The organism is Burkholderia sp. KBS0801 (genome assembly GCF_005937855.2).
Lineage (GTDB): Bacteria > Pseudomonadota > Gammaproteobacteria > Burkholderiales > Burkholderiaceae > Burkholderia > Burkholderia ambifaria.
The window spans coordinates 457,491-482,857 of the sequence record NZ_CP042179.1 but is presented as its reverse complement, the minus strand read 5'-3'; the positions used below and the strand labels follow the sequence as shown (position 1 = coordinate 482,857).

Annotated in this window: 25 protein-coding genes; 5 read left to right on the top strand and 20 right to left on the bottom strand. The window is 66.0% G+C overall.

Annotated elements, in window-relative coordinates; genetic code table 11:
• Positions 1–248: 248 nt before the first annotated feature.
• A complete protein-coding gene (locus FFI87_RS31640) occupies positions 249–1,199 on the top strand; it encodes a universal stress protein (RefSeq protein ID WP_138850867.1) in 951 nt (316 codons plus the stop codon).
• 12 nt (positions 1,200–1,211) lie between these two features.
• Here the strand turns inward: FFI87_RS31640 and FFI87_RS31635 are convergent, their stop codons facing one another.
• Positions 1,212–3,503: a heavy metal translocating P-type ATPase gene (locus tag FFI87_RS31635; RefSeq protein WP_138850428.1), complete on the bottom strand. Its 2,292-nt coding sequence runs from the start codon at positions 3,501–3,503 to the stop codon at positions 1,212–1,214.
• Between the two features lie 229 nt (positions 3,504–3,732).
• On the opposite strand from FFI87_RS31635, the gene FFI87_RS31630 reads away from it, so the two are divergent.
• Positions 3,733–4,350, top strand: coding sequence for a VTT domain-containing protein (locus tag FFI87_RS31630; protein WP_012372555.1), 618 nt, complete (start codon positions 3,733–3,735; stop codon positions 4,348–4,350).
• A gap of 50 nt (positions 4,351–4,400) precedes the next feature.
• Here FFI87_RS31630 and FFI87_RS31625 read toward each other — a convergent pair whose 3' ends face one another.
• Positions 4,401–5,354, bottom strand: coding sequence for a cation diffusion facilitator family transporter (locus tag FFI87_RS31625; RefSeq protein ID WP_138850427.1), 954 nt, complete (start codon positions 5,352–5,354; stop codon positions 4,401–4,403).
• Between the two features lie 41 nt (positions 5,355–5,395).
• Positions 5,396–5,743: a carboxymuconolactone decarboxylase family protein gene (locus tag FFI87_RS31620; protein ID WP_138850866.1), complete on the bottom strand. Its 348-nt coding sequence runs from the start codon at positions 5,741–5,743 to the stop codon at positions 5,396–5,398.
• 210 nt (positions 5,744–5,953) lie between these two features.
• On the opposite strand from FFI87_RS31620, the gene FFI87_RS31615 reads away from it, so the two are divergent.
• Complete coding sequence (locus tag FFI87_RS31615; protein WP_138850426.1) at positions 5,954–6,346, top strand: hypothetical protein; 393 nt, start codon at positions 5,954–5,956, stop codon at positions 6,344–6,346.
• Positions 6,347–6,463: 117 nt separating this feature from the next.
• On the opposite strand, the gene FFI87_RS31610 is transcribed toward FFI87_RS31615, so the two are convergent.
• From FFI87_RS31610 to FFI87_RS31590, 5 genes are all read right to left on the bottom strand, one after another.
• Positions 6,464–7,852 (bottom strand): ATP-binding protein, encoded by a 1,389-nt coding sequence (locus FFI87_RS31610; protein WP_138850425.1) that lies wholly within the window; start codon positions 7,850–7,852, stop codon positions 6,464–6,466.
• Complete coding sequence (locus tag FFI87_RS31605; RefSeq protein ID WP_012372549.1) at positions 7,849–8,514, bottom strand: response regulator; 666 nt, start codon at positions 8,512–8,514, stop codon at positions 7,849–7,851. The genes FFI87_RS31610 and FFI87_RS31605 overlap by 4 nt, the downstream gene beginning before the upstream one ends.
• Positions 8,515–8,538: 24 nt before the next feature.
• Positions 8,539–9,276 (bottom strand): cytochrome b/b6 domain-containing protein, encoded by a 738-nt coding sequence (locus FFI87_RS31600; RefSeq protein WP_138850424.1) that lies wholly within the window; start codon positions 9,274–9,276, stop codon positions 8,539–8,541.
• Positions 9,242–9,688 (bottom strand): diheme cytochrome c, encoded by a 447-nt coding sequence (locus FFI87_RS31595; RefSeq protein WP_244110470.1) that lies wholly within the window; start codon positions 9,686–9,688, stop codon positions 9,242–9,244. The genes FFI87_RS31600 and FFI87_RS31595 overlap by 35 nt, the downstream gene beginning before the upstream one ends.
• A gap of 72 nt (positions 9,689–9,760) precedes the next feature.
• Positions 9,761–10,177: a DUF1924 domain-containing protein gene (locus FFI87_RS31590; RefSeq protein ID WP_138850865.1), complete on the bottom strand. Its 417-nt coding sequence runs from the start codon at positions 10,175–10,177 to the stop codon at positions 9,761–9,763.
• Positions 10,178–10,453: 276 nt separating this feature from the next.
• Here FFI87_RS31590 and FFI87_RS31585 point away from each other — a divergent pair, with 276 nt between their 5' ends.
• Positions 10,454–10,948 carry a CreA family protein gene (locus FFI87_RS31585; RefSeq protein ID WP_050772577.1) on the top strand — a complete coding sequence of 165 codons (495 nt, stop codon included), beginning with the start codon at positions 10,454–10,456 and terminating at the stop codon, positions 10,946–10,948.
• 949 nt (positions 10,949–11,897) lie between these two features.
• Here the strand turns inward: FFI87_RS31585 and FFI87_RS31575 are convergent.
• The 9 genes from FFI87_RS31575 to FFI87_RS31535 form a co-directional block, all read right to left on the bottom strand.
• A complete protein-coding gene (locus FFI87_RS31575) occupies positions 11,898–12,590 on the bottom strand; it encodes a CBS domain-containing protein (RefSeq protein ID WP_012372543.1) in 693 nt (230 codons plus the stop codon).
• Between the two features lie 165 nt (positions 12,591–12,755).
• Positions 12,756–13,016 (bottom strand): hypothetical protein, encoded by a 261-nt coding sequence (locus FFI87_RS31570; protein WP_138850422.1) that lies wholly within the window; start codon positions 13,014–13,016, stop codon positions 12,756–12,758.
• An 80-nt stretch (positions 13,017–13,096) separates the two neighbouring features.
• Positions 13,097–13,378 (bottom strand): Hsp20/alpha crystallin family protein, encoded by a 282-nt coding sequence (locus tag FFI87_RS31565; protein ID WP_261378673.1) that lies wholly within the window; start codon positions 13,376–13,378, stop codon positions 13,097–13,099.
• 24 nt (positions 13,379–13,402) lie between these two features.
• On the bottom strand, positions 13,403–15,781 hold the full coding sequence (locus FFI87_RS31560) for an exo-beta-N-acetylmuramidase NamZ domain-containing protein (protein WP_409995134.1): 2,379 nt from the start codon (positions 15,779–15,781) through the stop codon (positions 13,403–13,405).
• A 111-nt stretch (positions 15,782–15,892) separates the two neighbouring features.
• A complete protein-coding gene (locus FFI87_RS31555; protein WP_012372540.1) occupies positions 15,893–16,369 on the bottom strand; it encodes a hypothetical protein in 477 nt (158 codons plus the stop codon).
• 258 nt (positions 16,370–16,627) lie between these two features.
• A complete protein-coding gene (locus FFI87_RS31550; RefSeq protein ID WP_041490257.1) occupies positions 16,628–16,816 on the bottom strand; it encodes a hypothetical protein in 189 nt (62 codons plus the stop codon).
• Between the two features lie 45 nt (positions 16,817–16,861).
• Positions 16,862–18,118, bottom strand: coding sequence for a putative glycoside hydrolase (locus FFI87_RS31545; RefSeq protein ID WP_012372538.1), 1,257 nt, complete (start codon positions 18,116–18,118; stop codon positions 16,862–16,864).
• Entirely contained in the window at positions 18,115–18,906 is a 792-nt protein-coding gene (locus tag FFI87_RS31540) for a polysaccharide deacetylase family protein (RefSeq protein WP_138850864.1), read from the bottom strand. Before FFI87_RS31540 ends, FFI87_RS31545 begins: the two co-directional genes overlap by 4 nt.
• Before the next feature lie 118 nt (positions 18,907–19,024).
• Positions 19,025–19,960: a 1-phosphofructokinase family hexose kinase gene (locus FFI87_RS31535; RefSeq protein WP_138850420.1), complete on the bottom strand. Its 936-nt coding sequence runs from the start codon at positions 19,958–19,960 to the stop codon at positions 19,025–19,027.
• A 196-nt stretch (positions 19,961–20,156) separates the two neighbouring features.
• Between FFI87_RS31535 and FFI87_RS31530 the strand changes: the two genes are divergently transcribed.
• Positions 20,157–21,953: an adenosylcobalamin-dependent ribonucleoside-diphosphate reductase gene (locus tag FFI87_RS31530; RefSeq protein WP_138850419.1), complete on the top strand. Its 1,797-nt coding sequence runs from the start codon at positions 20,157–20,159 to the stop codon at positions 21,951–21,953.
• Between the two features lie 55 nt (positions 21,954–22,008).
• On the opposite strand, the gene ftsH is transcribed toward FFI87_RS31530, so the two are convergent.
• From ftsH to FFI87_RS31515, 3 genes are read right to left on the bottom strand one after another with little or no spacing between them, the layout of a single operon-like run.
• On the bottom strand, positions 22,009–23,916 hold the full coding sequence (gene ftsH, locus FFI87_RS31525) for an ATP-dependent zinc metalloprotease FtsH (protein ID WP_138850418.1): 1,908 nt from the start codon (positions 23,914–23,916) through the stop codon (positions 22,009–22,011).
• Positions 23,917–23,949: 33 nt separating this feature from the next.
• A complete protein-coding gene (locus FFI87_RS31520) occupies positions 23,950–24,459 on the bottom strand; it encodes a BCAM0308 family protein (protein WP_138850417.1) in 510 nt (169 codons plus the stop codon).
• 39 nt (positions 24,460–24,498) lie between these two features.
• On the bottom strand, positions 24,499–25,146 hold the full coding sequence (locus FFI87_RS31515; protein WP_138850416.1) for a BON domain-containing protein: 648 nt from the start codon (positions 25,144–25,146) through the stop codon (positions 24,499–24,501).
• Positions 25,147–25,367 lie beyond the last annotated feature (221 nt).

Below are 25,367 nucleotides of genomic sequence, written 5' to 3'. Positions count from 1 at the left end.
GGGCTCAAGCCGCTGCGCGACGGCTTTCGCTTTATCGGCGCCCGGTATGTGCGCCACGGCTGTCATGACCGGCGCATTTGCGCGCGTCCCGCGCCGCTGAACGCGTCAGAATCGGCACACCGTCCCACGCTTCGACGTTGCTCCCGGTATCGCGACGACGATGGTGCTTGACGAAGGTCAAACCGGAAAAACAGCGCAAGCGAAAAATTGCCGCAGGTACGTTCGCCGGTTCCCATCGGGAGGCATTCATGAGCACAACGACTTCCCCCCTCCAGCCAGCCCCCGCTCCCCAACGGGTGCTGATCGCCATCGACGGTTCTACCGCATCCGCTCATGCACTCGCGTATGCCAAAGCTTTCGCTCCGCCGAATGCAGCGGTGCGCATCGTCAGCGTCGCAGAAAATCCGAGAACACTCGTGCCGCTCGGATCGAAAACCATGGCATTTCTCGAATCGGCGCGCGACGAGTTGCTTCGAGACGCATCCGACGCGCTGTCGCGCGCCAAAGCCGCAATGGATCGCGACGACCTCGCCATCGACACGGAGATCGTCGACCTGTTCATTCACGGCGGGGATGTCGTGCATGCGCTGGTCGACAGTGCGCAAGCCTGGCAGGCCGATCTCCTGATCGTCGGCGCACGCCAGCATCATGGCCTGCTTGGATGGGTCGAAGGAACGGTTTCCAACCCGCTCGGCAAATTTCTCGACTGTCCGCTGCTCATCGTTCCCGAAGGTTTCGCGTCGGTTGCCGAGCACCTGCCGTGGCGGATGCTGTTCGCCGTCGACGGAAGCCCGATTGCACTCCACGCATTGCGGACGGGGTTGAAATTCTCGCAACCCAACACCGAATTTCGTGCGATATACGTGCTCGATCGCCCCGTATCATTGGGTGATTTCGTTCCCGTCGAGACGCTGGAAAACGCACTGATCAGCGAAGGCAATCGCGCCCTGCAAAAAGCCGCCGCCCTGCTCGACGGCAGAACCGGGCGCTCACAGTCGCAACTGATTCAAACGGACCGGACTGGCGCAGACGTTCCCCACCTGATCGTGCACGACGCTATCGAATGGAATGCGGACATGATCGTGATGGGCACGCATGGGCGGCGCGGTGTCACGGGCTGGTTTTTCGGCAGCGTGGCCGAGCGCGTCGCGCGCATCGCGAAAACGCCGGTCCTTCTCGTTAGCGCACCACGTGCGTGATATGTTTCGTCGTCACGCATCCCCTCCCACGGCGTGGAACAGCTCTTCCTCCTGAGCGCAATGCAGGCGTACGATTGCCTCCAGCCCGTACAGCAAGCGTTGAATCGTATGCACCTGCGTGGTGTTCGTTCCGTCGCGCGGCAGGTCCACGGCCATCTGTCTGAGTGATCGGACCATCCTGAAAATCTCCCGGTGGGCGCCGCTCATCGCTGCAAGCGGGTCCTCGCCGCCGAGAAGCGGAGCAAGACGCGCGTACACGTCCAGATCGTCGGTGCGTTCGTGCGGCAGCAACCGTTCTTCCAGTGAGTCGATTACCTGGCCAAGCTCGCGGGTCAGGGTCGCTCCGGATAACTGCGGCAGGCGATCCGCGAGATCCCTGATCTGGTCCAGCAACGGTGACAATGCCGTGTGCTCCCGCTTGAGTTGCTCGACGTCGACATCGGTCAGCCCGGCATCCGTCAGCCGTGGGCGAACCAGCAACACGCGCAACGCATTGACGATGACGACGACATCGATGACTTCCTGAATCACCGCACCGGCGATCGGCTGCAGGAATCCGGCCGCTGCAATCGTCATTGCGACAACCGACAACGACATGCCGGCCACCACGCTCTCGAGCGCGATCCGGCGCGACCGCCGTGCAATGCGCATCGCGTCCACGAGTCGATCCAGCCTATCCACCAGCAGTACCACGTCGGCTGCTTCGGATGACGCGGCCGCTCCTCGCGCCCCCATCGCGATACCGACATCGGCCGCCGCCAGCGCCGGCGCATCGTTCACACCGTCGCCGACCATGATCGTCACGCCCTCCTTGCGAGCAGCCTGAACGGCGGCAAGCTTGTCTGTCGGCGTCTGCTCGGCGCGCACGTCGGTGACACCCAGCAGTTCGCCAACGGCCTGGGCAATGTCCCGCCGGTCGCCGGTCAGCATGATGAGGCGCTCGACGCCCTCACGTTTCAGCAGCCGCAATGCCCGTGGCGCTTCCAGCCGTACCTGGTCGGCCATCTGAATCGCGCCGATCATGACGCCATCGACACCGACGAATACGGCAGCTCCACCCTCGTTACCGACCCGCTTCAGGAATGCATCGCTCCAAAGTGCAACCGCCGAGCAGGCGGACACGTACCCGAACTTCCCGATCACGACGGTCCGGTCGTCGACCCGGCCCGTCACGCCCTCACCCGCCGTTTCCATGACGACCGACGGCAGCGACAGATTGATCCGACGTTCCCGCGCGGCGACCGTCAGTGCATCCGAAATGACGTGCCCCGATGCTTGGGCCAATGACGCCGCGAAGCGCAGCACATTGTCCGTTCCGACGTCAGTGCCACATTCGATCGCAACGATGCGCGCCCGCCCTCCTGTCAGCGTCCCGGTCTTGTCGAAGAAGAGGATTGTCGCCTGCGCAAGACGTTCAAGTGCACCTCCGTCCTTGACCAGGATGCCGCGTTTCGAACAACGCGACATACCGGATACGATGGCGACGGGCACGGCGAGGATCAACGGACAAGGCGTGGCCACGACAAGCACGGCGAGTGCACGCGCGACGTCGCCGGTGAGCAGCCAGGACATGCCCGCGACGAGCAGCGCAGCGAGCACGAAGAATGCGGCGTAGCGATCCGCGAGGCGCACGGACGGACTGCGCTCGTGTTGCGCACGCTCGACCATGCGGACGATGCCGGCAAACGTGCTGTCGCCTGCCATCGTGCGGGCGACCATTTCGAACGGCGCGCCGGCGTTGACCACGCCGCTGCATGCGCTTTCTCCGGAGCGTCGCCGCTGGGTGGACGACTCGCCGGTCAGCATGGATTCGTCGAGTTCCGCGTCATCGGTCAACGTACCGTCGACTGGCACGCATTCGCCGCTTCGCACGAGTAGCCTGTCGCCCGGGCGGATGGTTTCCGGCGCAACGGGACGCCATTCACCGTTCTCGAAGCGGGTTGCCTGCAAAGGGACACGGCCGAGCAGCGCGGTCATCTCGCGTTGCGCGCGGTTCTGCGCATACTGCTCCAGCGCACGGCCGCTTGCCAGCATCAATGCAATTACCGCGGCAGTCAGCGTCTCGTCGAGCGCGATCGCCAGGCCGATCGCCAGCCACGCGAGCACGTCGATGCCGGCCTGCCGCTTCGCCACGGCCTTTGCAAGGGATACAGTCAACGCGAGCAAGACAGGCAATGTACCAAGCAGCCAGACAACTCGCGCGAATGAAGGCAGACCGAACGCCACGCACACGCCCCCTGCGGCGAGCGCAACGCCAGCCACGACAAGTAACACAAGATCGGTCGACCAACGGATTCGGGACACGACGATTTTTCCGGGCGCCGCGCTTGGACGTATTCGCTGAGATCGAATCCGGTTGCAGACGGCGTTGCATCAGTCTAGAAAACATCGCGCTTCGACCGTTGACATGGGTCAGGACGAAGGGTTTCCCGCGAGCTACCGGGCGCGGCAAGTTGCTTGACGTGAGTCAAGCGGTCGGCTCGTTTCTTCAGCAAAATCGAGTCGTAATACCGGATGGGCTGGAGGCGATCTCGTGCTGACGCTGGCCGTGCTTTTTCTGCTGATTCTTCTGCTGAATCTCATGCCGGCGTTCGCTCCGCCCACGTGGATGGCAATGTCATGGGTCGGGTTCAACCTGCCTGATGGCAATCCGTTGATCTTTGCCGTCGTGGCGGCCGGCGCGGCGACAACCGGCCGCGTCATTCTGGCGACCTTCGCACGATCGCTCGTCCGCTCCCGCTGGATACGGGAATCCGATCGAGAGAATATCGAGATCGCCGCACGCTGGCTGCGAAAGCACAGGACGCTCACCGCCGGAGCATTCTTCTTCTATGCATTGAGCCCCCTTCCGTCGAACTATCTCTTCATCGCGTACGGACTTTCCAGATTGCCGCTCAGAATCATCGCGGTGGCGTTCTTCATCGGCCGCGCGACGACTTATGCGATCTGGGCGCACCTCGGCCGCTTTGCGTCGAGCCGGCTGGACATGGAATCTCAACTCGAAGGCACGTACCTCGGCGGATACTTCGTGGTCACGCAACTGGTGTTGCTCGGCCTCGTGTTCGCGTTGATGAAGCTCGATTGGCGCGCGCTCGTCGATGAACGCCGTTTGACGTTCCGGCGCGGCCATCGTCCGCGCAGCTCTGAATGACACCAGACTGCATGACGTGTCGAACGGCCGCGTCGGCCGACCGTTGTCTGCTATCGGCCGCGAATCACGGATGCGACTTCAGCGAGGCTTTCCCGCTTGCGCGGATCGACGTGCGTCATCACGTTCAGGACACGGTGATGCCGCATCACGCGAGCACGCGCCGCCACGGCGATGTCGTGCCCTTGCGCAACGGTGAGATCGGCGTCGATGTCGAGATGCACGTCCACGAGGATCAGATCGCCGGTCTTTCGCGTGCGCAGGTCGTGCGCGTCGAGCACGCCCGGCGTCGCAAGCAGCGTCGCGCGGATCGCCTGCACGTCTTCGGCATCGGCCGCCCGATCCATCAGGTCGTGCAATGCGTCCCAGCCGAAGGTGGCGCCCATTTTCACGATCATTCCGCCGACGATCAGCGCGGCGACGGGATCGAGCAGCGGATAGCCGAGCAGGTTGCCGACGATGCCGCACGCGACCACCAGCGAGGATGCGGCGTCCGAGCGCGCGTGCCATGCGTTGGCGACCAGCATGCCCGATTTCACTCGCGTTGCCACCGCAAGCATGTAACGGAACAGGCATTCCTTCGCGGCGAGCGCTACGAGCGCCACCCAGAGCGCCGCAACGTGGACGCGCGCGATCGCTTCCGGATGCTCGAGCTTCTGGATGGCGGACCAGAGCATCCCGCCACCCACCAGCAGCAGGATCGCCGCGAGTGCGAGCGACGCGCCGGTTTCGAAGCGCTGATGGCCGTAAGGATGCTTTTCGTCGACAGGCTTGCGACTATGGTGACCGGCCAGCAGGACGACGAAATCCGCGATCAGGTCGGACAATGAGTGAATGCCGTCCGCCACGAGACCCTGCGATCGGGACAGGATGCCGATCACCACTTGTCCGATGCTCAGCGCAAGGTTGACCACAACGCTCACCCAGGTGCTTCGCGTGGCCGCTGCGGCCATCGCGGGCGTCGCGTCGGCGACGGTTTCCGAAACAACGTCAGGGTTCTTTGACATCACGATTCAGGTCACATTCGAGGGTCGAGCAAGGCCGGACGTCACGTCGAAAGCTCGTCGAACGCGATCAACGCATGTGCGGCGTACATCATCGACGGGCCGCCGCCCATGTAGACGGCGACACCGGCGACCTCCTCGATCTCCTCGCGCGTCACCTTCAGCTTGATCAGCGATTGCATATGAAAACCGATGCAGTCGTCGCAGCGGCACGAAATCGCGATGCCCAACGCGATCAGCTCGCGGGTCTTCTTCGTCAGCGCGCCCTCTTTGGTACCGGCCGCACCCAGCGCGCCGAAGGCGGACAAGAAGTCAGGCTGCGACTGCCGAAGCTTGCGCATCTGCTCGGCAACTTCCGCGGTTCTTTCACGATAATGCAGTGAATTCGACATGGCTGGCAGCTCCGAAATGACAGGAATCGAGTCGCGCACCACGCTTCGTCGCCGTGACGTCGAACGATGCGCCGCACGTTTGACAACAGCGTGATCGCCGGCATGTATTCGATGGTATTGGCGGCTACTCCGGCGTACTTGATCTGCGGCAAAGGTTCGACCGCCGGCTTTGCGTACGGTTGAAACCATGCAAACGACCTGGAGAGCGTCATGTCCGCAGTGAACAGGTTCACCGTTTCGTGCCTGATCGGCGTCGCGATCGCGATGACGGCTGGTCTGGCCGATGCCCAGCCACGCCAGCCCGCTGTCGGTTCCGCCGTCGAGCCGGGCGGCATGATGTACGGCAGCCAGTTGATGACGCCCGCCGAGCGGAACGCATACCGTACCCGCATGCTCGCCGCGGCATCGGATGCCGAGCGCGAGAAAATCCGCGCGGAGCATCACGCCGAGATGCAGAAGCGCGCAAAGGCGCGCGGCATCAAGCTGCCTGACGTTCCGCCCAGGTGGGGCATGCATCGGGGGCAAGGCATGGGCATGGGAATGGGTCCGGGCTACATGCACGGCCAGCCTGGCGGCCCTGCAAGCGACGCCGCGGGCCAGTGATCGCGTGGTTCGGCGTGCCCGTCGCCGGGCACGTCGTTCCGGTCGCGATCGGCCGCTCTCGTGATTTCCGGCGACGCGCCGAACCAGTGCGATCTGATCGTAGACATACACGATCGACTAGCGCGTGGCCGCGCCCGTTTCATCGGCTACCGGCCACGAAACGGCCACGCGCAGTCCGCCGAGCGCTGGCGATCGACCCACCTGGATGTCCGCTTCATGCGCGGCTGCGATTCGCCGCACAATCGACCAGCCGAGGCCGCTCCCGCCCGGCCGGGTTCCCGGTGGCCGGAAGAACCGCTCGCCCAGCCTGCGCAGGTCGTCGTCGCCAATGCCCGGGCCGCTGTCTTCGACCCGTAGCACGGTGTGCCCTTCTCGTCGGCAAACCGAAACGGATATGTGCGCATGTGGCGGGCTGTAGAGAATCGCGTTGTCGACCAGGTTGCGCATCATCGACTCGATCAATGGTTCGTTGCCGCCGACGATGCATGGCGATGGCGCATCGAGCTCCAGCCCCTGCCGTTTCCCGATCGACTGTGGCGCAGCCTCCGCGACCACCCGTTTCGCCACGGCCGATACGTCGACCGGCGCGTGGTCCGCCAGTGCGCCCGCATCGAGACGCGAAAGCAGCAGGAGCTGATCCACCAGACGTGCGGCCCGATCGCACCCTTCGAGCACGCCCCGCAGCGCATGCCGGCGTCGCTCGTCATCTGGCTCCGCCATGGCGACCTGCGCCTGCGCCTTGACGGCGGAGATCGGCGTACGCAACTCGTGGGCGGCATCGGCAGTGAACCGGCGTTCGGCGTCCATGACGCTACGAATCCGTTCGAACAGGCGATTCAACGCGTCCAGCATCGGCCGCATCTCGAGCGGCGTCCAGTCCAGCCGAATCGTGTCGAGCCCCTGCGGATTGCGCTTCGCCAGCGCTCGGCCAAAATCGCGCAGTGGCGCCGTGCCGCGGCGAACTGCCCAGCCGATGGCGAGTACCAGCAACGGCAAGGCCGCCGCCATCGGCCAGAATGCGCTGCGCATGACGGCGCGCAGGATCGATTTGCGCGAATCGATTCGTTCTCCCACGAACACCTGAACGTCGCTGCGCGCGCCGTGCACGACGAATACCCGCCAAGCATTTCCGTCGATCACGACGGTCCAGAATCCGGGAGCCCGATCGCGTCCGGTCAGCTCGGGCTTCACCATCGGCTTCGACGGCGCGTTTTCGGAATGCAGGCCAAGCCGCCCGTCATGAAACACCTGAAAGGCCACGCGCGGCCCGTACGGATGAAGGATCGGCGCGTCGATCGCATTGTCGTCATCATCGGGCCCGCGCGCCTGCTGCGCGACGAGCAGTGCCGCTGCCTGCGCGAGGTGGCCGTCGAGCAGTCGGTCGATCTCGCGCTGCGCATCGAACCAGGTCAGCATCAGCGTCGATAACCAGACACCGAGAACCACGGCCGGCACGAGCGCGAGCAGCCGGCCATGCAGCGAACGCGCGGGCAGCACGGCTTTCATGCATCGTCCCGCATCAGCACGTAACCCACGCCGCGCACCGTCCGGATCAGTTCGCTGCCGAGCTTGGCACGCAGGCGATGTATGTGCACCTCGACAGCATTGCTCTCCACCTCTTGCCCCCAGCTGTACAGGTATTGCTCGATCTGCTCGCGCGACAGAACCCGGCCGGCATTCAGCATCAGGATGTGCAGCAGGTCGAACTCGCGCGTGGACAGCGCAACGGCCACGCCGGCGCGGCGCGTGGTTCGCGACGCAGGTTCCAGCTCGACGTCCTGCGCGTGGAGCCGCTCCATCGGCCGACCATGGGACCGCCGGACCAGCGCTCGCAGGCGCGCACCGAGTTCATACAGGTCCACGGGCTTGATCACGTAGTCGTCGGCGCCCGCGTCGAGCGCCCGGATGCGGTCGGGCACGGCATCGCGCGCGGTCAGGACGAGGATCGGCGACGCTGTGCCGTCGCGGCGAATGCGCTTCAGGACATCCATGCCATCCACGAGCGGCAATCCGAGATCGAGGACCGTCGCGGCATGAACATGCGCGCGCAGCTCGCGCTGGGCCGCGTCGCCGTCACGCACCCAATCGACCTGGAACCCTTGCTGGCGCAATCCGGCGCGGATCCCGTCGCCGAGCAGGACATCGTCTTCCACGAGCAGGATGCGCACGATCGAGCACTCCGTCGGAGGCCGTTAGTCGTCGTCCCGGCCCGCCCCTTCGGCGGGGCGGCCGATGTCCGTCGCGACGGGCCGGTCCGCTTGAACGGGCTGCGGTGCCGCCTGCCATTGCGTCCACCACCAGCCGATCACCGCTGCCGTCATGACGGCAGCGATCCCCCACCATGCACGCCGGATGCCGTCGATCGGCGCACCGCGCTTGTAGCCGGTCACCATCGCGCCGGCCAGATTCTCGCGATGCGCGACGCTGCTGACGAGAACGGCGGCGACATGGACCACGACGAGCGCGAGCATGACGTTCGCCACGCCCTCATGAAGATCACCGAACGACTCACCGTTTCCGGCGTACGCCGCCCAGCCGGTCACCCCGGTCACGACAGTCATCACCAGCATGGCGACGATCGCTACCGCGCCGGCGGGGTTGTGGCCGACGTGATGTTCGGGCCGGCCTTTGGCAAGGCTCACAACGTAGCGGAAAACGGCCGCCGGCGAACGCACGAACGACGAGAACCGCGCATGACGCGTGCCAGCCACGCCCCATACGATGCGAAACGCGACGAGCGCCAGCATCGTGTATCCGAACGCGACGTGCATCAACCGCCATCGCTCGCTTTCGGCGGTCAGCCACGCGCCGGCAAAGGCAATGGCAGTCAGCCAGTGGAATACGCGCAGCGGCGCGTCCCACACCAGTATCCGTGCGGCGCGCGAGCGCGCCGATTCACCGTGTACTCGGGATGCGGACGAATCGTTCATCGAAATTTCCTTTGTCTGCTTGCGTATGACATGCGGCGCAATTCGACGGCCGCTTCACTGCGGCGCTGCGCCACACGGACGCAGGAACCTCGTCGTGCGTGGCGACGAACCACGCCGATCGGGTAATCCTGTCTTCCGGGGGACGGCGTGCCGCGGCGCCCGTCGCCGCATGTGCCGTCAGCCACGTTTCCAGTTGCCTGATCGTTGTCGGGTCCAGCGTCGCATCGGTGCCGAAGTGGCGGTCGAGACCGTTCAGGATGCGTCGCCACGACTCGGCGGGCAGCGCCCCGGGCGGATAGGCGACATGGCAGGTCGCGCATTCCTGCCGGTACTTCGGCAGTAACGGAATCGCGACGCTGCGCATTTCGTCTTCCGCCAGTGCTGCGCACGGCAGCAGCGACATCAGCAGCATCGCGAGCACGCTAGCCCGTGCATGTCTGCGCGCAGACGCCACCGATTCGATGTTGTTCATGATCGTTCGCCTTCAGGGTTTCAGACTCATGAGCCAGCTCAGGACGTCGGCCTTCTCGGCCGCCGAGCATTCGCGCCCGACTACGTCCTTGCAGTTTCTGCGGAACCACTTTTCAGTCCTGGCACCGTCCGTGAACCGGGCCGGGTTGAAAGCGGGCGCGAGTGGCTCGATTGCCTTACCGGTAACGACGTGCCTGCCTGCACCGGTCGGCGTGCCGCCGTGGCAGGTCGCACAGCTCCAGTCGTGCCCATGTCGGGACGTGAAGAACTGCTGACCGCGCGACGGCATGGCGCCGACGCCAGACTGTGTCGTGTAGCCGGCCAGCAACTGGGCCGGCGTTTCGGCACCAGCGCCGGCGATGGCGGCCACGCACAGGGCAGCCCCCAGGCAGGCCCGGCAAAGCACGCGAACCGAGTCGGATATGCGCATCGTGGTTCTCCTGAACGATGCGTTCATTTTCGGGAGAATTCCTTACCGGATTCTTAACGCACTGATACCCGAGCGCCGCGTCGCGGGTGCGATGCTGCCGTCGGCCACATCGGGCATTACGCGGTGCTCGGCCGCTCTTGCAGCAAGCATCCGGCCACTCGATCACTCCACCTTGACGCAAGTCAAGCGTTCGATACCGGCAGAAACCTAGGCTGGAGTTCAATCAGTCTCGTTGCACGGGAGTCCTGCCGAGACAGTTTTGCCGATCAGTCGAGGATGCTGGCGATGATCACGCTGCGAACAAGTACATGGATTGCTTCTGTCGCGCTGGCGATCTCCTGCGCATCGGTCATCGACGCAGAGGAACTGGCGCGCATTCCCCCCCACTCTCAGCGCTACGGAACCCATATCGGCATATCCGCGTACGACGACCCTCTGCTCAACGGGGTAACGTGCTTCGTCTCGGAGCCGCACACGCGCGACGAACGACCGTCCTTCCGCGACGGACATGGCGCCGGAGCATCAGTGTCCTGCCACCAGACCGGAACGCTCGTCACGTCCGCCCGCTTGCCGCGGCTGGCTCAGGTGTTCGACGAATCCGTCGATCCCGTGTTTGGATCGATACACGTGTTCCGGATTGTCGATATCCGGCGTCTCGTCGTCCTCTACTTCTCGTACATGGAAAGCGACGTGGCGGGCGATCTTCCGGGGCATGTCGATGTCGTCCGCTTGCCGGTGCACTGGGGCGGAACGGGCGCATCCGCCGAATGATGCGACGTCATGTCTTTCGAGCGGCGGCATGACCTGCATCAAGCCTGGGTTTTCGCGCCACGTCAGCATGGAAGCAAGATACCGGTCGCTACGCGTGCGCATTGCCGATGCGGTACATCCGCCGTCCGGGAGGACCCGCTGCGATCGCGAATTTTCCTTGTGTTGATTGCGTGGCTGGCATTGCTTGTCGGCGAGGTATCGCCCGCCTGTGCGAACGACCTGACGCGCAGCGTGACGACAGGCAAGCTCGTCGTCCACTACGGTGTGGTTCCGGCGGATCGTGCCGCCACTCCGGACGGCAGTTCCGGCGAGGCATCGAACAATGTGAACCTGTACCGGCTCACGGTCGCCCTGTTCGACAGGTCGAACGGAAAGCGCATTGAAAATGCTCACGTCGTTGCTGTTGTTCAGGGACCGCGAAGCGAAGCCAGTTCCTTCCATTCGAAGTCGACGGGGATACAACTCGACCTGACGCGGGACGGCAATGCAGTCACGTACGGGAACGTGTTCGACGCACGTTGGAAGGGCGTCTATCACGAGAAACGGCCTCGCACTTCCGGAGCATGTCCGTCTCAACTACGATCAGCAATTCTGAGCGGTCGACGCAGTACCTCGTGTTCGCGTCCGTGCTGCTTCCCGCGGCGCGAATGCACGCGCGTACACCGCTCGGCAGCGGCGTGAGCACCGGCCCCTTCCCCGTGCGAGAGCGTCATCGGCAGCCGTCGGGCGCATCGGATGCGCCGGCCGGCTCACATGCGCATGTTCGCAACGTCGCGAGGACCGACGCGCTACTGCGTGTGGCGCAAGCGAACCCGCGTGTTTTCCGCAAGCGTGTCGGTGTCTGGTGCCGACCAGCCGATGACGAAACCACCGCTGCGCATTTCGCCGGGGCCGTCGGTTCTCCTGATGTCCTATGACGTGTGTCGCCCGCGCTGTCGACCGTCTACTTTTACATCGAGGGAAGCGTAACAGGATAGACGAGATGGCTGATCACCTGTTTGACGCCCGGTACAGTCTGAGCTGCCACGCACACCGCTTTGCGCTCCTCCTCGCTGAAGATCACGCCCCATAGATGTACCTTTCCGTTTTTGACGATGATCTGGCCGCGCGTTAGCGCCCAAGGTTGGCCAGACATCGCATTCAGTATCGCCTCGCGTATCTCGACGTCCGCATGTGCGAACGAATTTCGTTTGTCGTGCGTATCGCTGGCAAGCGCGCGCACGAGATCGGCTCGACTCACCAGGCCCGCCACCTTGCCGTTATCGACGACCGGCACGCGCTTGATGCGGTGCCGTTCCAGCAATTCGGCAACTTCGGACAGCGGCGTGTCCTCCGCGACCGTAACGACGTCGACACTCATCAGGTCCTTCACAGTCTGCGAGTGTTCCTTTACATACTCGCTGGCCAATTCACGGGTGGACGCGAGCAACTCCAACCACCAGGAGCGGCGCCTGGCATGAGTACCAATCTCGACGCGGCGCACGAGGTCGCCTTCGCTGACGATCCCGATCAGCTTTCCCTCGGCATCGATTACGGGAACCGCGCTGATCGAGTGCTCCGCGAGCAGCTTCGCGGTCTCCTGAACGCTCATCTCCGGACTAGCAAAAATGACCGGAGTTGTCATCACATCACGCGCTCGCATGAGGTTACTCCTTCAATGCGCTGGCCCCTCGTCTGCGGCGAAAGCTGCGCGCACTCACTGAGACCGGCTGGTCTACAAGGTGAATGCTGCACTCGGAAATTCAGCATATGCTTGAGCGATATCAACCGACAGCCGATGGCACAGCAGATATGGCGATCCAGCCGCTCAAGCCAGGTCGTGATCCGCGATCACCGGTTCATTGCACTTGCGACGCAAGTTTCGTCCACAGTCGAATCGGAAGTCGGACGGCAAGACATGTCGCCCCCGATCTCGGATGTGCCAGCCGCATCCGAACGGGCCGGCGCGACCGCGCGTCACGACGATTTCCTCGACATCGGCGTCGAGCATCCCGGCCAGCGCGGACGCGGCCCGGCGGGTCGCGCGTGTACGCGAATAGAACACGACGAGTAACTTGCCGGCATACATGACAACCTCCCACATGCGCGCCTGTCGGGCGGCGCATTCGTCCGTTCAATTCATTCGTCGACGGATGACCGGCAACCTGCTCAGCCTGCCTTGACCTCGATCTTCTTCCCGGCCTTGCGAGCTTCCTGTGTCTTCGGCAGCGTGACCGTCAGCACGCCTTTCTGGAACGACGCCTCGATCTTGTTACGGTCGACCCCGTCAGGCATGCGGAAGTAGCGGCCGAACGAGCCGAAGCGGCGCTCGTGGACGTAATAGTCCTTGTGCTGCTCCTCCTTCTCTTCCTGCTTTTCGCCGCGAATCGACAAGCCGCCGTGGCAGTGCGCAATGCATTGCGTTCGTTGACCCAAGTCGATCGGCGCCACGTTTCCCGTCTGTTTGCAATTCGTTCAGTACAGCCGAAACGCAGCTCGCTCGCTTGCGAACGCCGTATCCTGAGCATCGACCACCCGCTCGATCTCGCCGAGCGGCCGCCCCGCTTCCAGCATGTCCGCCACCTCGCGCGAGCCGACCGATGCCCGTATCGCATCGATCCGGAATTGCGCCGGATAGCGCCGGTGCAGCGCAAGCGCGAGTGCCAGCCCGATCTCGCCCGGCCGCGCCGCCCCGGGCGGCCGTTCGATGCGCACCCCTTCGCACAACCTGCCGCGATACGGCCCCTCCGTCGGCACGAATCTAACCGGCGAGAACGTTGCGTCCAGCCGCATCGCGCGAAGATCGTTCGCGAGGAGGCGCGCGTCGACCCACGGCGCGCCGACCACGCCGAACGGTGTCGCGGTGCCGCGCCCGACACTGAGCGCCGCCCCCTCGACGAGCCCCGTTTCCGGATAGAGCGACAGCGCGGCGCCATCGCGCAGGTTCGGCGATGGCGGCACCCACCCGAGACCGGTGTCGTCGAAACGCATCGCGCGCGCGTAGTTCGCCATCGGCACCACGTTCAGCGCCGCGCCGATATGCAGGCGGTCGTTGAACAGCCGGGCCAATTCGCCGAGCGTCATCCCCGGCTGGAGCGGCAATGGGTAATAGCCGGTGAACGTGGCCGGCCCGGCATCGGACACCGGACCGCCGAACACGTCGCCGCTCAGCGGGTCCGGGCGATCGAGCACGATCACGGGGAGATGCGCGGCAGCGCCGGCCTCGAGCACATAGCCGAGCGTCGCCAGATACGTGAAGAAGCGGACGCCCGCGTCCTGCAGGTCGATCACCAGCACGTCGACATCGGCGAGCAGCGCGGGCGCGATCCTGCGGCGCTCGCCATAGAGGCTGTGCACGACCACGCCGGTCGCAACATCAATGGTGTCGCCGAACGTCTCGTCGACGTCGGTGCCGAGCCCGTGCTCGGGCGCGAACAGCGCGACGAGCCTCGCGCCCGGCGCCTGCGCGAGCAGGTCGACCGTGCGCCGGCCGAACCGGTCGAACCCGCCGCGGTTCGTGACGAGCGCGATGCGCTTGCCCGCCACCGCCGCGAAACCGCTCGCCGCGAGCACGTCGATGCCGGCCAGCACCGGCCCGTGCGATTCCGGCAACCGGACGGCTTGTGCGACAGCCATCGCCATCGAGGTCACGCGCGTCGCGATCTGCGACGACGTCACGGGCGCGGCATCGCTTGATACGATGCCGAGCACGAGCGCGCGCAACGGCATCGCCGTGCCGGCTTCATCGGGATACAGCCGGCTCGTCAGCACGATCGCGAAGCGGCGCGTCACGGGATCGATCCACAGCGCCGTGCCCGTGTAGCCGAGGTGTTGCAGCGCGCCGACGGGCGGCAGCCGGTAGCGGTTCGCGACGAGCGGCGGCCCGACCGCCCAGCCGGGCGTGTGCAGGTCGCCGTTTGCGTCGAGCGTGGCCGGTGTCTCGAGCTCGGCGATGCTGCGCCGAGCCAGCACGCGCACCGGGCCAAGCGTGCCACCGTTCAGCAGCATGCGCGCGAAACGCGCCAGATCATCCGCACTAGCGAACAAGCCCGCATTGCCGGCAACACCACCCATCGCGGCCGCGACGGGATCGTGTACGCCGCCCCGCAGCGGACGGCCATCGCGAATGATGGTGGGCGCCACGCGCGCGAGCAGCGGCGCGGGCGGCCGGAACGCGGTGCTCGCCATCCCGAGCGGCGCGAACACGTGCGCGGCGCACCACGCGTCGAGCGGCCGGTGCGACACGCGCTCGACGATCTCGCCGAGTACGACGTAGTTGACGTCGCTGTAGCGCACCCGTGAGCCGGCCGATGCGTCGGGCGTCATCGCGACGATGTCGGCGAGCACCGCGGCGCGGCTGCGCAGCGCGCGGGACGACGACACACCGGCCGGCAGCCCCGATACGTGCGCGAGCAACTGGCGGATCGTGATGCCGGACTTGCCGCGCACACCGAACGCGGGCCAGTAGCGCGCAGCCGGCGCGTCGACGCTCAGCATGCCGCGCTCCGCGAGCTGCATGATCGCGACCGCCGTCGCCACCGGCTTGGTCAGCGACGCGAGATCGAAGACGGTATCGGCCGTCATCGGCTCGCCACGCTCGCCCGTCACGCGCAGGCCCCGCGCCACGCGCACCCGTACGCCGTCCGCGTCGCCCGTCACGACCACCGCGCCGGCAAGATGGCCGTCTGCGATCTCGGCGGCGATCGCCTCATCGATTGCGGCAGCCTGCTGCCGTGCCCGGACCTCGTCGGGTTCCGCTCGCGCACCGGTCGATGCAAGCGCGAACAGCAGCGCGCCGGTCAGCGCGGCAGCAAATCGGGATCGTAGCGATCGAGCACGTTCCACGTGATCCATTCCTTCGTGCCGACAGCATCGGCGACGCCAACCTGCAAGCGGATGCCTGCCGCGCCGACGTCGGGAACGCCCGCGCATCGCTTGGCTCGTCGGTGCCAACCAGACGCGTGGCTAGCGGGCCGGCTGCTGCTGCGAGGCGGGACACGTCGCGCACAGATGCATCGTCCCGTGCCGTTCAGGGTCGTGCCAGTAAAAGCGCACATCGATGGCGCCGCGTGCCGGGACGATGACGTGCCTGACTTCCTGAATGGCCCTGTCGTGCGCGGACACGGTATATCGCCCCGGCGGCACGCGTGCGAACAGGAACGGCCCGCTCGTATGTGCGTCGAGAATCGTCGACTTGCCTGCCGACAGCGTGACATCGACATCTGCAAGATAGTGGCCGGACTTCGATGCGAACGTGATCCGCAGGTTGTATCGAGGGGCGACGTCGCGAAACGCGGTGACCTCGTCCTCGCCGATTCCTCCGGTGATATACGCGACACCGTTGCGCATGATCGGCTCGGGCGACGTTTCAGCCAGCGCGTTCGCGCCGACGCTCAGCAAACAGGCTGCCAGCAGCAGCGTCTTCACGGTTCCGGTCCACATCTTCACTCTCCTGATTGAGTACGCATGGCTGCGATGCCACCCGTCCGATCGCGGAACGCGGTGCGTGCTGCGACGTCGCACATGCGTATCGACGACGATGTCAGCGTCGCGCGGAACGCCGGTTTCCCGTTGACTCAAGTCAAGTGCGTTCCTGTCGACGCAGAACGAAGCCGGACGACGCACCGCGATACGGTCATCGCGCCCCATCTGCCCGAGCGGAGCAGCAAGCCTGAAAACACGGGGGCGCGGCACTCAGCCTCACCCCCGGCCGCGAAGGACGGCATGCGCATTCCCCCAACGCTTCGCCTGCGCGATCGCAATGCGGATCGCGCTGCCCTCGGTACGTCCCTGCCGCAGCAGCGCGTTGGCAATCTCGATCGCCTTGCCGCGAACCGGCGGCGGCAGATTCCGCATCGAAGGCGGATAACGCGCGTCATTCCAGGGCATGGTCGAATCGTCTCGCACGGGATTGCGCCTGTCCGGACATGCCGGTCAGCGTGGCAACGCCGCAGGATCGTAGCGATTGCGCGGGTTCCACAGCATCCAGCCGTCCGTGCCTGCCGCATCGGCCGCGTCGACCTGTGCGCGAATCTCGTCGGCATCGAATGGCCGGCGATCGAACGCATAGTCTCGAAACGCCTGGAGCCACGGTCTGAATCGGACGCCATCCAGTCCGGTCCGGCGCTTCGCCTCCTCCAGCGACCGCGAAACGATCTCGCCCGGATGCTCGGTCGGCTTCCGGCAACCCGGAAGCCCCCACGTAAAGCCGGACGGGTACAGCATCGGCGACACGTAGTCGACGGTCGATCCGAGCGCGTCGAGCCGCTGTCCGATCGCGGTGTCATCGGTGTTCCAGCAGACGTACCCGAAGATGTCGGCCGACATGTAGAGGTTGTACGGCCGCAGCCGCTCGCGCGCGCCGGTCAGGAATCCGGTGATCGCCGCGACCCGGTTGGCCTCGGTATTGGGCTCGGCAAACCGCAGACCGTTGGCGTCGGGAAAGCGCAGGTAGTCGAACTGGATTTCGTCGAAGCCCATGCGGGCGGCCTCCTGGGCGACATCGTAATTGTGTTGCCAAGCCGCGCGCGACGTCGGGTCGATCCAGCGCTGATGCTCGCGGTCCTGCCAGATCTCGCCGGCTGCATCGCGCACGGCCCATTCGGGGTGAGCGCGCGACAGCGGGTCGTCCTTGAACACGACGATGCGGGCAATCAGGTAAAGGCCGCGTGCATGAAAAGTCCGCAGCAGGTCCGGCAGATCGGGCGGATGAACGATTGCACCGGAGACATGGTTCGCGGCGCCGGAGATTTCGCGCGCCTGGCTGCGATAGGGCGTCACGCCGCTGTCGCCCTTCACGTCGATGACGAGCGCGTTGATCGCCGTCTTGTCCTGGAGGGACAGTGCCGCCTCGCGCAGCGTGCGGTCCGCGACGCCGTAAGCGGACAGATAGACCGCTTTCGGACGCACCGGTGTCATGCGGATCGTCTGCGCGACCGTGGCCGGCGTCAGCGTGACTTCGGTTCGCGCGTAGCCCGGCGCGCGCACGCTCACGCGTGTACCCGTCGCATCGATCTCCAGTGAAAACGCTCCGTCGCGATCCGCGGTCCGGTTCACGCCCGCCGCGTGGCCGATCGCGCCGGCCAGCGGATGCCCGTTCGTGGCATCGACGACGGTGATCGCCACCGGCGCCGCCCGGGCGGCGAAACCAGCGAGCGACACGAGCAGACAAACGATCAGGCGCTCAATCACGGTTTTCCTCCTGCAGTTCGCAGCAATCCGTTCATGCATCGTGTGTCGCAGGCGTCCGTCATCAGATAGCGCGGCAGCGCCATTGCCGGGTCGGTGACGCGAACAGGGCGCGCGTCGAGCGTGAATGCCGCGACGTAGCCTTCGCGAGCGGCCGATTGGTCTGTGTCTTCATCATGGACGCCGAACGGCCAGGCCAGCAGCCTGACTGGCTGGCCGGTTTCGGCCTCGAGCCGTTCGCGGGACCGGCTCAACTGGAACGCCACGAAGCGCCGGTAGCCGTCCGGCGTGAGCCGAGCGCGCTCGGTGCGGAAATTCGGGTGCCAGTACGTATGGGACTGGATGTCGAACCCGCCGGACCGGCCAAGCGTACGAAGTTGATCCCATGTCATCGCGTAACTGGCGTTGGAGATGGCCGACGGATAGATGAACAGCGTGACCGGCACCGGATGCGTCGCCAGCAGCGGGCGCAGCACGTCAAAGACGGAACGATGACCGTCGTCGATGGTGATCGCGATCGCCCGCGCCGGCACCGCATCCGTCTGGCCGTTGTGCCAGCGCACGACGTCGGCGAGCGGCACGATGCGATAGCCGTTCGCCTCGATCGCCTGGAGCTGGTTGCGGAACGTGTCGGTACGCACCGTCATCGAATCCAGCCGCGCGGTGGCGAACCGGTGGTAGACCAGGATCAGCACACACCGTGGTGGAGAAACGGCCGTCGCGACGTCGGCGGACGAAACCGGCGGCGCGCACGACAGCAGGAGCAGGCAGGCGATCAGGCGAAAGGCCATGGCGGATCTCGTGGAATGGCTGCCCCATTTTTCGCGATCGCGGCCCGCATGCCACTGAGCCAGATCAACGATCGATCGCGCACCGACGGGATCGTGCACGCGTCGGACGGCTTGCACGTCAGCTTGCCTGCGCAGCCAGTTCGGCATGAATCCGCTCGACATCGTCGCGCGTGCACAGCGCCGTACCGGGATGCTCGACCGACGCAGCCGACGCCGCCAGCGCGTAGCGGCACGCATCGTCGAACGGCATGCCACGCGCCAGTGCCCAGACCATGCCGCCGACGAAACTGTCGCCGGCGCCGACCGTGCTGCATACCGCTGCCGGCCTGCCGGGCAGGCGCAGCGCGCGATCCCGCGTGACGACCCATGCGCCGCGTGGACCGAGCGTCAACGCGACGATGTCGGCCTGGCCTCGCGCGACGAGTTCGCTCGCCTTCCGGCATGCCGACGTGTCGTCGAGCGGTTCGCCGGCCAGCGCACTCAGTTCGCCGAGACTGGGCTTCACGAGATGGACGCCGGCCTCGAGGGCCGCCTGCAGCGCCCGGCCCGCCGCATCGACGACCACGCGGCTGCCCCTCGCCCTGGCCTTGCGCGCAAGCCTCGCATAGAGATCGTCCGGCGCGCCGGGCGGCAGGCTGCCGCTCAACACGAGATAGCGTGGCGCCGGTTGCATCGCTTCGATGCGGGCCGCGCAGTCGCGCCACTCGGCCTCCGTGACGAGCGGCCCCGGCATCAGGAAACGGTATTCCCGCCCGGTCGCTGTCTCGGTCACGCAGACGTTCTCACGCGTCTCGCCGGCGATCCGGATTCGCATGCTCGGGAGGCGCTCGGCCTCGATCAGCTGCGTCAAGACGTCACCGGTCGGCCCGCCGGTCAGGTACAGCGCGACGCAGTCGCCGCCGAGCCGGTGAATGGTCCGGGCGACGTTGATTCCGCCGCCGCCGGGGTCGCGCCGCGGCCGTGCGCAGCGCAGCTTGTGCGTATCGACGATGTGCTCGACCGACGTCGAGACATCGACGGCCGGATTCAATGTGACGGTAGCGATGTCGGTCATGGTGCGTAGCTCGCGGTCGATGGCAGGGCCGCTCGGCCGCCGCTGCGTGCCGGGCGTGGCTCCACGTTACGTGCGACGCCCGTCACGGCATTGACCGCCATCAAGCCATGCCGCGAAGGCGCCCGGATTGCGCTCGATCAACGACGCGTTCAGGCAGGCTCATACAGTGAAGCATTCATCGTTGCCGAACCCCGCCATGGACGAGCAGCCGCTTTGCACCACCGTGTTCGCCGAACGCTATGCGCAACCCGGCGAAACGACTCGCGCGGCCGTATTCCATCGCGTCGCTCATGCACTGTCGCTCGCCGAACCGGCCGATTTCCGCGCGCAGGTGGAGCGCGCGTTCTTCCTGAACCTGCAGCGCGGTGCGATCGGCGCGGGCCGCATCCTTGCGAATGCCGGCGCCGATACCGGCGGGACGATGGTCAACTGCTTCGTCCATCCGCTCGCGATTCCGGCGGGCATGCCCGTGCAGGCCGTCGACGCAGCGCTCGCACATGCGCTCGACGACGCACGGCTCACGTTGTTGATGGGCGGCGGAATCGGCTACGACTTCTCGCCAGCGCCGCCTGCCGACGCATACGAACGACGCTTCTCGTCCGAATCAGGCGCATGCGCGGCGATCGACCGCTTCGATGCAATGTGCGGTGCGTTGCCCTTCGCCGGTCCGCGCCGAGGTGCGCAAATGGGTGTGCTGCGTTGCGACCATCCCGACCTCGTGGCGTTCGTCAACGCCAAGCGCGGCCGATCTCGCTGGCCGACCTTCAACCTGTCGGTGGGCATCACGGATGCGTTCATGGAAGCGGTCGCGCACGACCTGCCGTGGGCGCTCGTTCATCAGACGCAACGCCATGGCGCGTCCGGCGCACCGGCCCGCCGACCGGACGGGCGTTACCTTTACGCTACGGTTCCGGCCCGGACGCTCTGGCACGAGATCGTCAACGCCGCGCGCGACAGCGCGGAACCGGGGCTGCTCTTTCTCGACACGATCCGCGACGCGAATCCGCTGCGCGAGCACGAGCGGATCGACGCGACGAATCCGTGCGGCGAACAGCCGTTGCCGCCCTACGGCAGTTGCGTGCTCGGGCCGATTGATCTGTCGCGGTTCGTCCGCCATCCGTTCGGGGTCGACGGCAAGCCGCACTTCGACTTCGCGACGCTCGCCGATGCGGTGCGCGTTCAGGTCCGCCTGCTAGACAACGTGCTCGACCTGACCGCGTGGCCGCTCGCCGCGCACGAACACGAAGCGCGGCGGACAAGGCGCATCGGGGTTGGCGTGACCGGGCTGGGCGACACGCTGACGATGCTGCAGCTGCGCTACGACAGCGTGGAAGCCCGCGCATTTGCACGCGGAATCGTGCTGACGATGCGCGAGCATGCGTTTGCCGCATCGGCCGCGCTTGCCGGCGAGCGCGGCGCGTTTCCAGCCTACGACCCCGCTGCCTATCTGGCCGGCCCCGCTTACCGCATGCTCCTGCCGCTGAAGGTGCATCACGCGATCGCGCAGCACGGGCTGCGTAACAGCCATCTGCTGTCGTTTGCGCCGGCCGGCAGCGTGAGCCTCGCGTTCTGCGACAACTGCTCGAACGGGATCGAGCCGGCGCTCGGCTGGACGCAGCATCGCGTGGTGCGCACCGCGGACGGGCGGGTCCGCCGGTTTCGTGTGGAGAATCACGCCTGTCGGCTGTTTCGCGAACTACATGGCGACAGCGTCCAGCTGCCGGATTATTTCGTCACCGCGGCGGATATCGCACCGGCCGATCACGTCGCGATGCTCGCGGCGCTGCAGCCGTGCGTCGACGCCGGCATCTCGAAGACCGTGACGATACCCGGCCAGTGTTCGCTCGCGGACGTCGACGCGCTGTTCTTCCAGGCATGGCGCGACGGGCTCAAGGGAATCACGGTATTCCGGCCGGATCCGCGGCTCGCGGCGGTCGTGACCGACGATGCGGCGCAAGCGCGGCGCGACGGCCCTGTCTGCAGCGGCTGTTGAACGACACACGATGAGCGGCGGCAGGCGCGCTCGGCGCGATCCGGCGATCGTTCGTTCAGGCGGAGGCGACCGTGGTCGTTTCCGGGTCGGCCTGCACCGGCCGGGGCGCCTCGCCGGCATCGTCCGGCGGCGTGATGAGCGCCACGAGCATGCCGTGATCGATCGATTCGTGCTGCAGCAAGCTGCGCGCGATCCGTTCGAGCGCATCGCGATGCTTGCGGAGCGTCGCCATGACCCGCGCATGCGCATCCTCGAGCAGTGCGCGCACCTCTTCGTCGATCAGTCGCGCCGTGTGCTCGCTGCAGCGTCCGTCACCCGGCGTCCAGACGCCCGGCGCGCCGCCCTGGCGTGCGCCATCGTCGAGCGTCGCGAGGCCGATCTTCTCGCTCATCCCGTACTGCATGACCATGTGCCGTGCCAGCGCGGTCGCGCGTTCGAGATCGTTCTGCGCGCCGGTCGACACGTCGCCGAACGCGATTTCCTCGGCCACCCGGCCGCCGAGCAATACGTCGAGCCGGTCGAGCAGTTCGCTGCGGCGCAGCACGTAGCGATCCTCGGTCGGCACCTGCTGCGTATAGCCGAGCGCGGCGATTCCGCGCGGGATGATCGATACTTTCTTCACGGGATCGCAGTGCGCGCGGCTTTGCGCGACGAGCGCATGCCCCGATTCGTGGTACGCGATGGTCCGCTTCTCCTGTTCGTTCATCACGCGGCTCTTGCGCTCCATGCCGGTCATCGCGCGATCGATGGCTTCGTCGAAATCGGCCATTCCGATGGCCGGCTTGCCGAGTTCGGCGGCATGCAACGCGGCTTCGTTGACGACGTTCGCGAGATCGGCGCCGACGAAGCCCGGCGTGCGCTGCGCCAGTTCGGCAAGGTCGACTTCCGGGGCAAGCTTCACGCGCTTCGTATGCACGGCGAGGATCTGCTTGCGCCCGGTCAGGTCCGGCCGGTCGATCGCGATGTGCCGGTCGAACCGTCCCGGGCGCAGCAGCGCGGGATCCAGGATTTCCGGCCGGTTGGTCGCGGCCACGATGATGACGCCCGAATTGGCCTGAAAGCCGTCCATCTCGACGAGCAGCTGGTTCAGCGTCTGCTCGCGCTCGTCATTGCCCGACATCAGGCCGACACTGCGCGCCTTGCCGAGCGCATCGAGCTCGTCGATAAACACGATGCACGGCGCGCTCTGCTGGGCCTGCTCGAAGAGATCGCGCACGCGCGCAGCACCGACGCCGACGAACATCTCGACGAACGCCGAGCCGCTGATCGTGAAGAACGGCACCGCGGCCTCGCCGGCGACCGCACGGGCCAGCAGCGTCTTGCCGGTACCGGGCGCTCCGACGATCAGTACGCCCTTCGGGATCTTGCCGCCGAGCCGTTGGTAGCGTTCGGGGTTGCGCAGAAACGCGACGATCTGCTGCAATTCGGCCTTCGCCTCGTCGATGCCCGCGATATCGTCGAACGTGATGCCGGTTTCCTTCTGCATGTACACGCGGGCCCGGCTCTTTCCCATGCCGCTCATATCCCGCATTCCGCCCGGCCTTCGCAGCATGAAACTCCAGATCACGACGAAGCCGATCAACGGGAAAATCCATGCCGCGAGCGTCCCGATCCAGCCCGTATCCGTCGCGCCGCGGTAGCGAATCCCGGCAGCCGTCAGCGCGGCGACCAGACCTTCGTCGCTCACCCGGTTCGTGGTGAAGCGCCACGGCGGTCCGGCCCCCTTCAACTCCGCCGCGTCGGAAGCGGGCAGCGCGGCGCCCGCTTCAGGCATGCGCAGCTTGCCCGAGATCGACGACGGGCCGATTTCCAGATCATCGACGAGGCGTGCGTCGATCAGGTGGTGAAAATCGCTGTAGGAAATCGACGTCGCGGCCGGGTGATACGCGAGCAGTTGAACCGCGACCAGCACGGCGAACGCGATCGGGATCAGCAGCCCGGAGTAATCGAATGTTTTTTTCATGGCATCGAACCTGCGCGGCAGTCAGCCGTCCGCTCACGCATCGTCGCGCTTCCAGCGCGCTCGCAGCATGTCTTCGCCGCCGCGATAGTTGATCGCGAGATCGCCGTGATGCGCATGCAGCAACGCTTCACCCAGCCGCCGGACCATGTGCACGCCCGTCGTCCTGATGACCAGCGTATCGGCCGACCTCTCGATCTCCATGATTCGTTCGAGCGCGTGCTCGCTCGTCTCGCGATCGGCCTGACGCTCGAGCAGTTCGAGAATCGTCGAACGGTGCGCGCGCAGGTACCTGCCCTGCAACACCAGTTCACCCGCCGGGATGTTTTCCCGCATGCGCTTGCAGGCCGGGCATTCGAGCTGGCGCCGGTCGAGCGGCGTCGCATACCAGGTCCACCGGCCTGCGTCGCAGACAGCGCCGCAGCCTTCGCAGATCCGGTCACCTTTCGGCCGCTTCGGATCGCGGTAACTGTCCTTCGTATGCGGCTGCATGCGCTTGTCGTGGCGCGAAGTGGGTCGGCCGGCACCTGAATTCGAGCGGTTCATCGCTGTTTCTCCTGGCAGTAGACAGCACGTGCAAGCTTCTCAGGCGACGGTCAGCCGGTCGACGACTTCCCGGACGCCCCTCACCGACCCTGCCGCGCCGCACGCGGCGCGCCGTTCGGCGAGCGAGGCGACCGTACCCGTCAACGTGACGATGCCGTCGGCTGCTTCGATCGAAATTCCGGCGGATTCGCGCTGCGCGCGCCGCGCAAGCGCTTCGGCGATCCGGGTGCCGACGTCCGGCACCGTATGGTCGGTGCGCACCCGGATGCGGTTCGCCACGCCGACGACGCCGATCATCCGGCTCACCATCGCTTCCGCCGCGCGGCTCTGGAACGCGTGATCCACTTCGCCGTCGAGCGTCACGCAGCCATGATCGACTTCGACGCTGATCTTGTGATCACGCAACGCCTCCTGCCAACCGAGCGCGAACGTGATCGCGATCGCCAGCTCCTGGTCCGCGCAGGCATTCTCGGGCGGTGTGACGTTCACTTCCAGCACCAGCGCGCGCGCATCGGATACATGCAGCGCCGTTTTCTGCGCCTCGAGCTTCTGGGCCCAGCTGTCGACGGTGCCGCGCAACGTCACGATCCGATCGTGGACCTCGACGTCGATCCGGCGCGCATCGATCGCCGGGTTCCAGAACAGCGCCTGCTCGACATCCTGCTTGAGTACTGCATCGGACTTCATGTCGGTCTCCCGTCAGCGTGCCGCACTGCAGCCAGCATCGCGCACCGCGGCGCGGCCGGCTTGACGAGGATCAATCAACGGCGGACTGACGGCAGGGTCAAGTGAGGGGCCGCTCGAAAATGCTTTACCGCCCGGGTGACGCAGATCAAGGGGAGCCCCGGCAATCGTCGGATATAAGTGGATCCGATGCGGCGACGCCCTGAGGGGCAGCGCCATCCCGT

Excerpts from the sequence above, each read along its gene's own strand:
- FFI87_RS31640 (WP_138850867.1), top strand. The coding sequence starts at position 249 with ATGAGCACAACGACTTCCCCCCTCCAGCCAGCCCCCGCTCCCCAACGG.
- FFI87_RS31625 (WP_138850427.1), bottom strand. The coding sequence starts at position 5,354 with ATGTCAAAGAACCCTGACGTTGTTTCGGAAACCGTCGCCGACGCGACG.
- FFI87_RS31620 (WP_138850866.1), bottom strand. The coding sequence starts at position 5,743 with ATGTCGAATTCACTGCATTATCGTGAAAGAACCGCGGAAGTTGCCGAG.
- FFI87_RS31615 (WP_138850426.1), top strand. The coding sequence starts at position 5,954 with ATGTCCGCAGTGAACAGGTTCACCGTTTCGTGCCTGATCGGCGTCGCG.
- FFI87_RS31610 (WP_138850425.1), bottom strand. The coding sequence starts at position 7,852 with ATGAAAGCCGTGCTGCCCGCGCGTTCGCTGCATGGCCGGCTGCTCGCG.
- FFI87_RS31600 (WP_138850424.1), bottom strand. The coding sequence starts at position 9,276 with ATGAACGATTCGTCCGCATCCCGAGTACACGGTGAATCGGCGCGCTCG.
- FFI87_RS31595 (WP_244110470.1), bottom strand. The coding sequence starts at position 9,688 with ATGCTGCTGATGTCGCTGCTGCCGTGCGCAGCACTGGCGGAAGACGAA.
- FFI87_RS31590 (WP_138850865.1), bottom strand. The coding sequence starts at position 10,177 with ATGCGCATATCCGACTCGGTTCGCGTGCTTTGCCGGGCCTGCCTGGGG.
- FFI87_RS31585 (WP_050772577.1), top strand. The coding sequence starts at position 10,454 with ATGCTGGCGATGATCACGCTGCGAACAAGTACATGGATTGCTTCTGTC.
- FFI87_RS31575 (WP_012372543.1), bottom strand. The coding sequence starts at position 12,590 with ATGCGAGCGCGTGATGTGATGACAACTCCGGTCATTTTTGCTAGTCCG.
- FFI87_RS31570 (WP_138850422.1), bottom strand. The coding sequence starts at position 13,016 with ATGTATGCCGGCAAGTTACTCGTCGTGTTCTATTCGCGTACACGCGCG.
- FFI87_RS31560 (WP_409995134.1), bottom strand. The coding sequence starts at position 15,781 with ATGGATCACGTGGAACGTGCTCGATCGCTACGATCCCGATTTGCTGCC.
- FFI87_RS31555 (WP_012372540.1), bottom strand. The coding sequence starts at position 16,369 with ATGTGGACCGGAACCGTGAAGACGCTGCTGCTGGCAGCCTGTTTGCTG.
- FFI87_RS31550 (WP_041490257.1), bottom strand. The coding sequence starts at position 16,816 with ATGCCCTGGAATGACGCGCGTTATCCGCCTTCGATGCGGAATCTGCCG.
- FFI87_RS31540 (WP_138850864.1), bottom strand. The coding sequence starts at position 18,906 with ATGGCCTTTCGCCTGATCGCCTGCCTGCTCCTGCTGTCGTGCGCGCCG.
- FFI87_RS31535 (WP_138850420.1), bottom strand. The coding sequence starts at position 19,960 with ATGACCGACATCGCTACCGTCACATTGAATCCGGCCGTCGATGTCTCG.
- FFI87_RS31530 (WP_138850419.1), top strand. The coding sequence starts at position 20,157 with ATGGACGAGCAGCCGCTTTGCACCACCGTGTTCGCCGAACGCTATGCG.
- ftsH (WP_138850418.1), bottom strand. The coding sequence starts at position 23,916 with ATGAAAAAAACATTCGATTACTCCGGGCTGCTGATCCCGATCGCGTTC.
- FFI87_RS31520 (WP_138850417.1), bottom strand. The coding sequence starts at position 24,459 with ATGAACCGCTCGAATTCAGGTGCCGGCCGACCCACTTCGCGCCACGAC.
- FFI87_RS31515 (WP_138850416.1), bottom strand. The coding sequence starts at position 25,146 with ATGAAGTCCGATGCAGTACTCAAGCAGGATGTCGAGCAGGCGCTGTTC.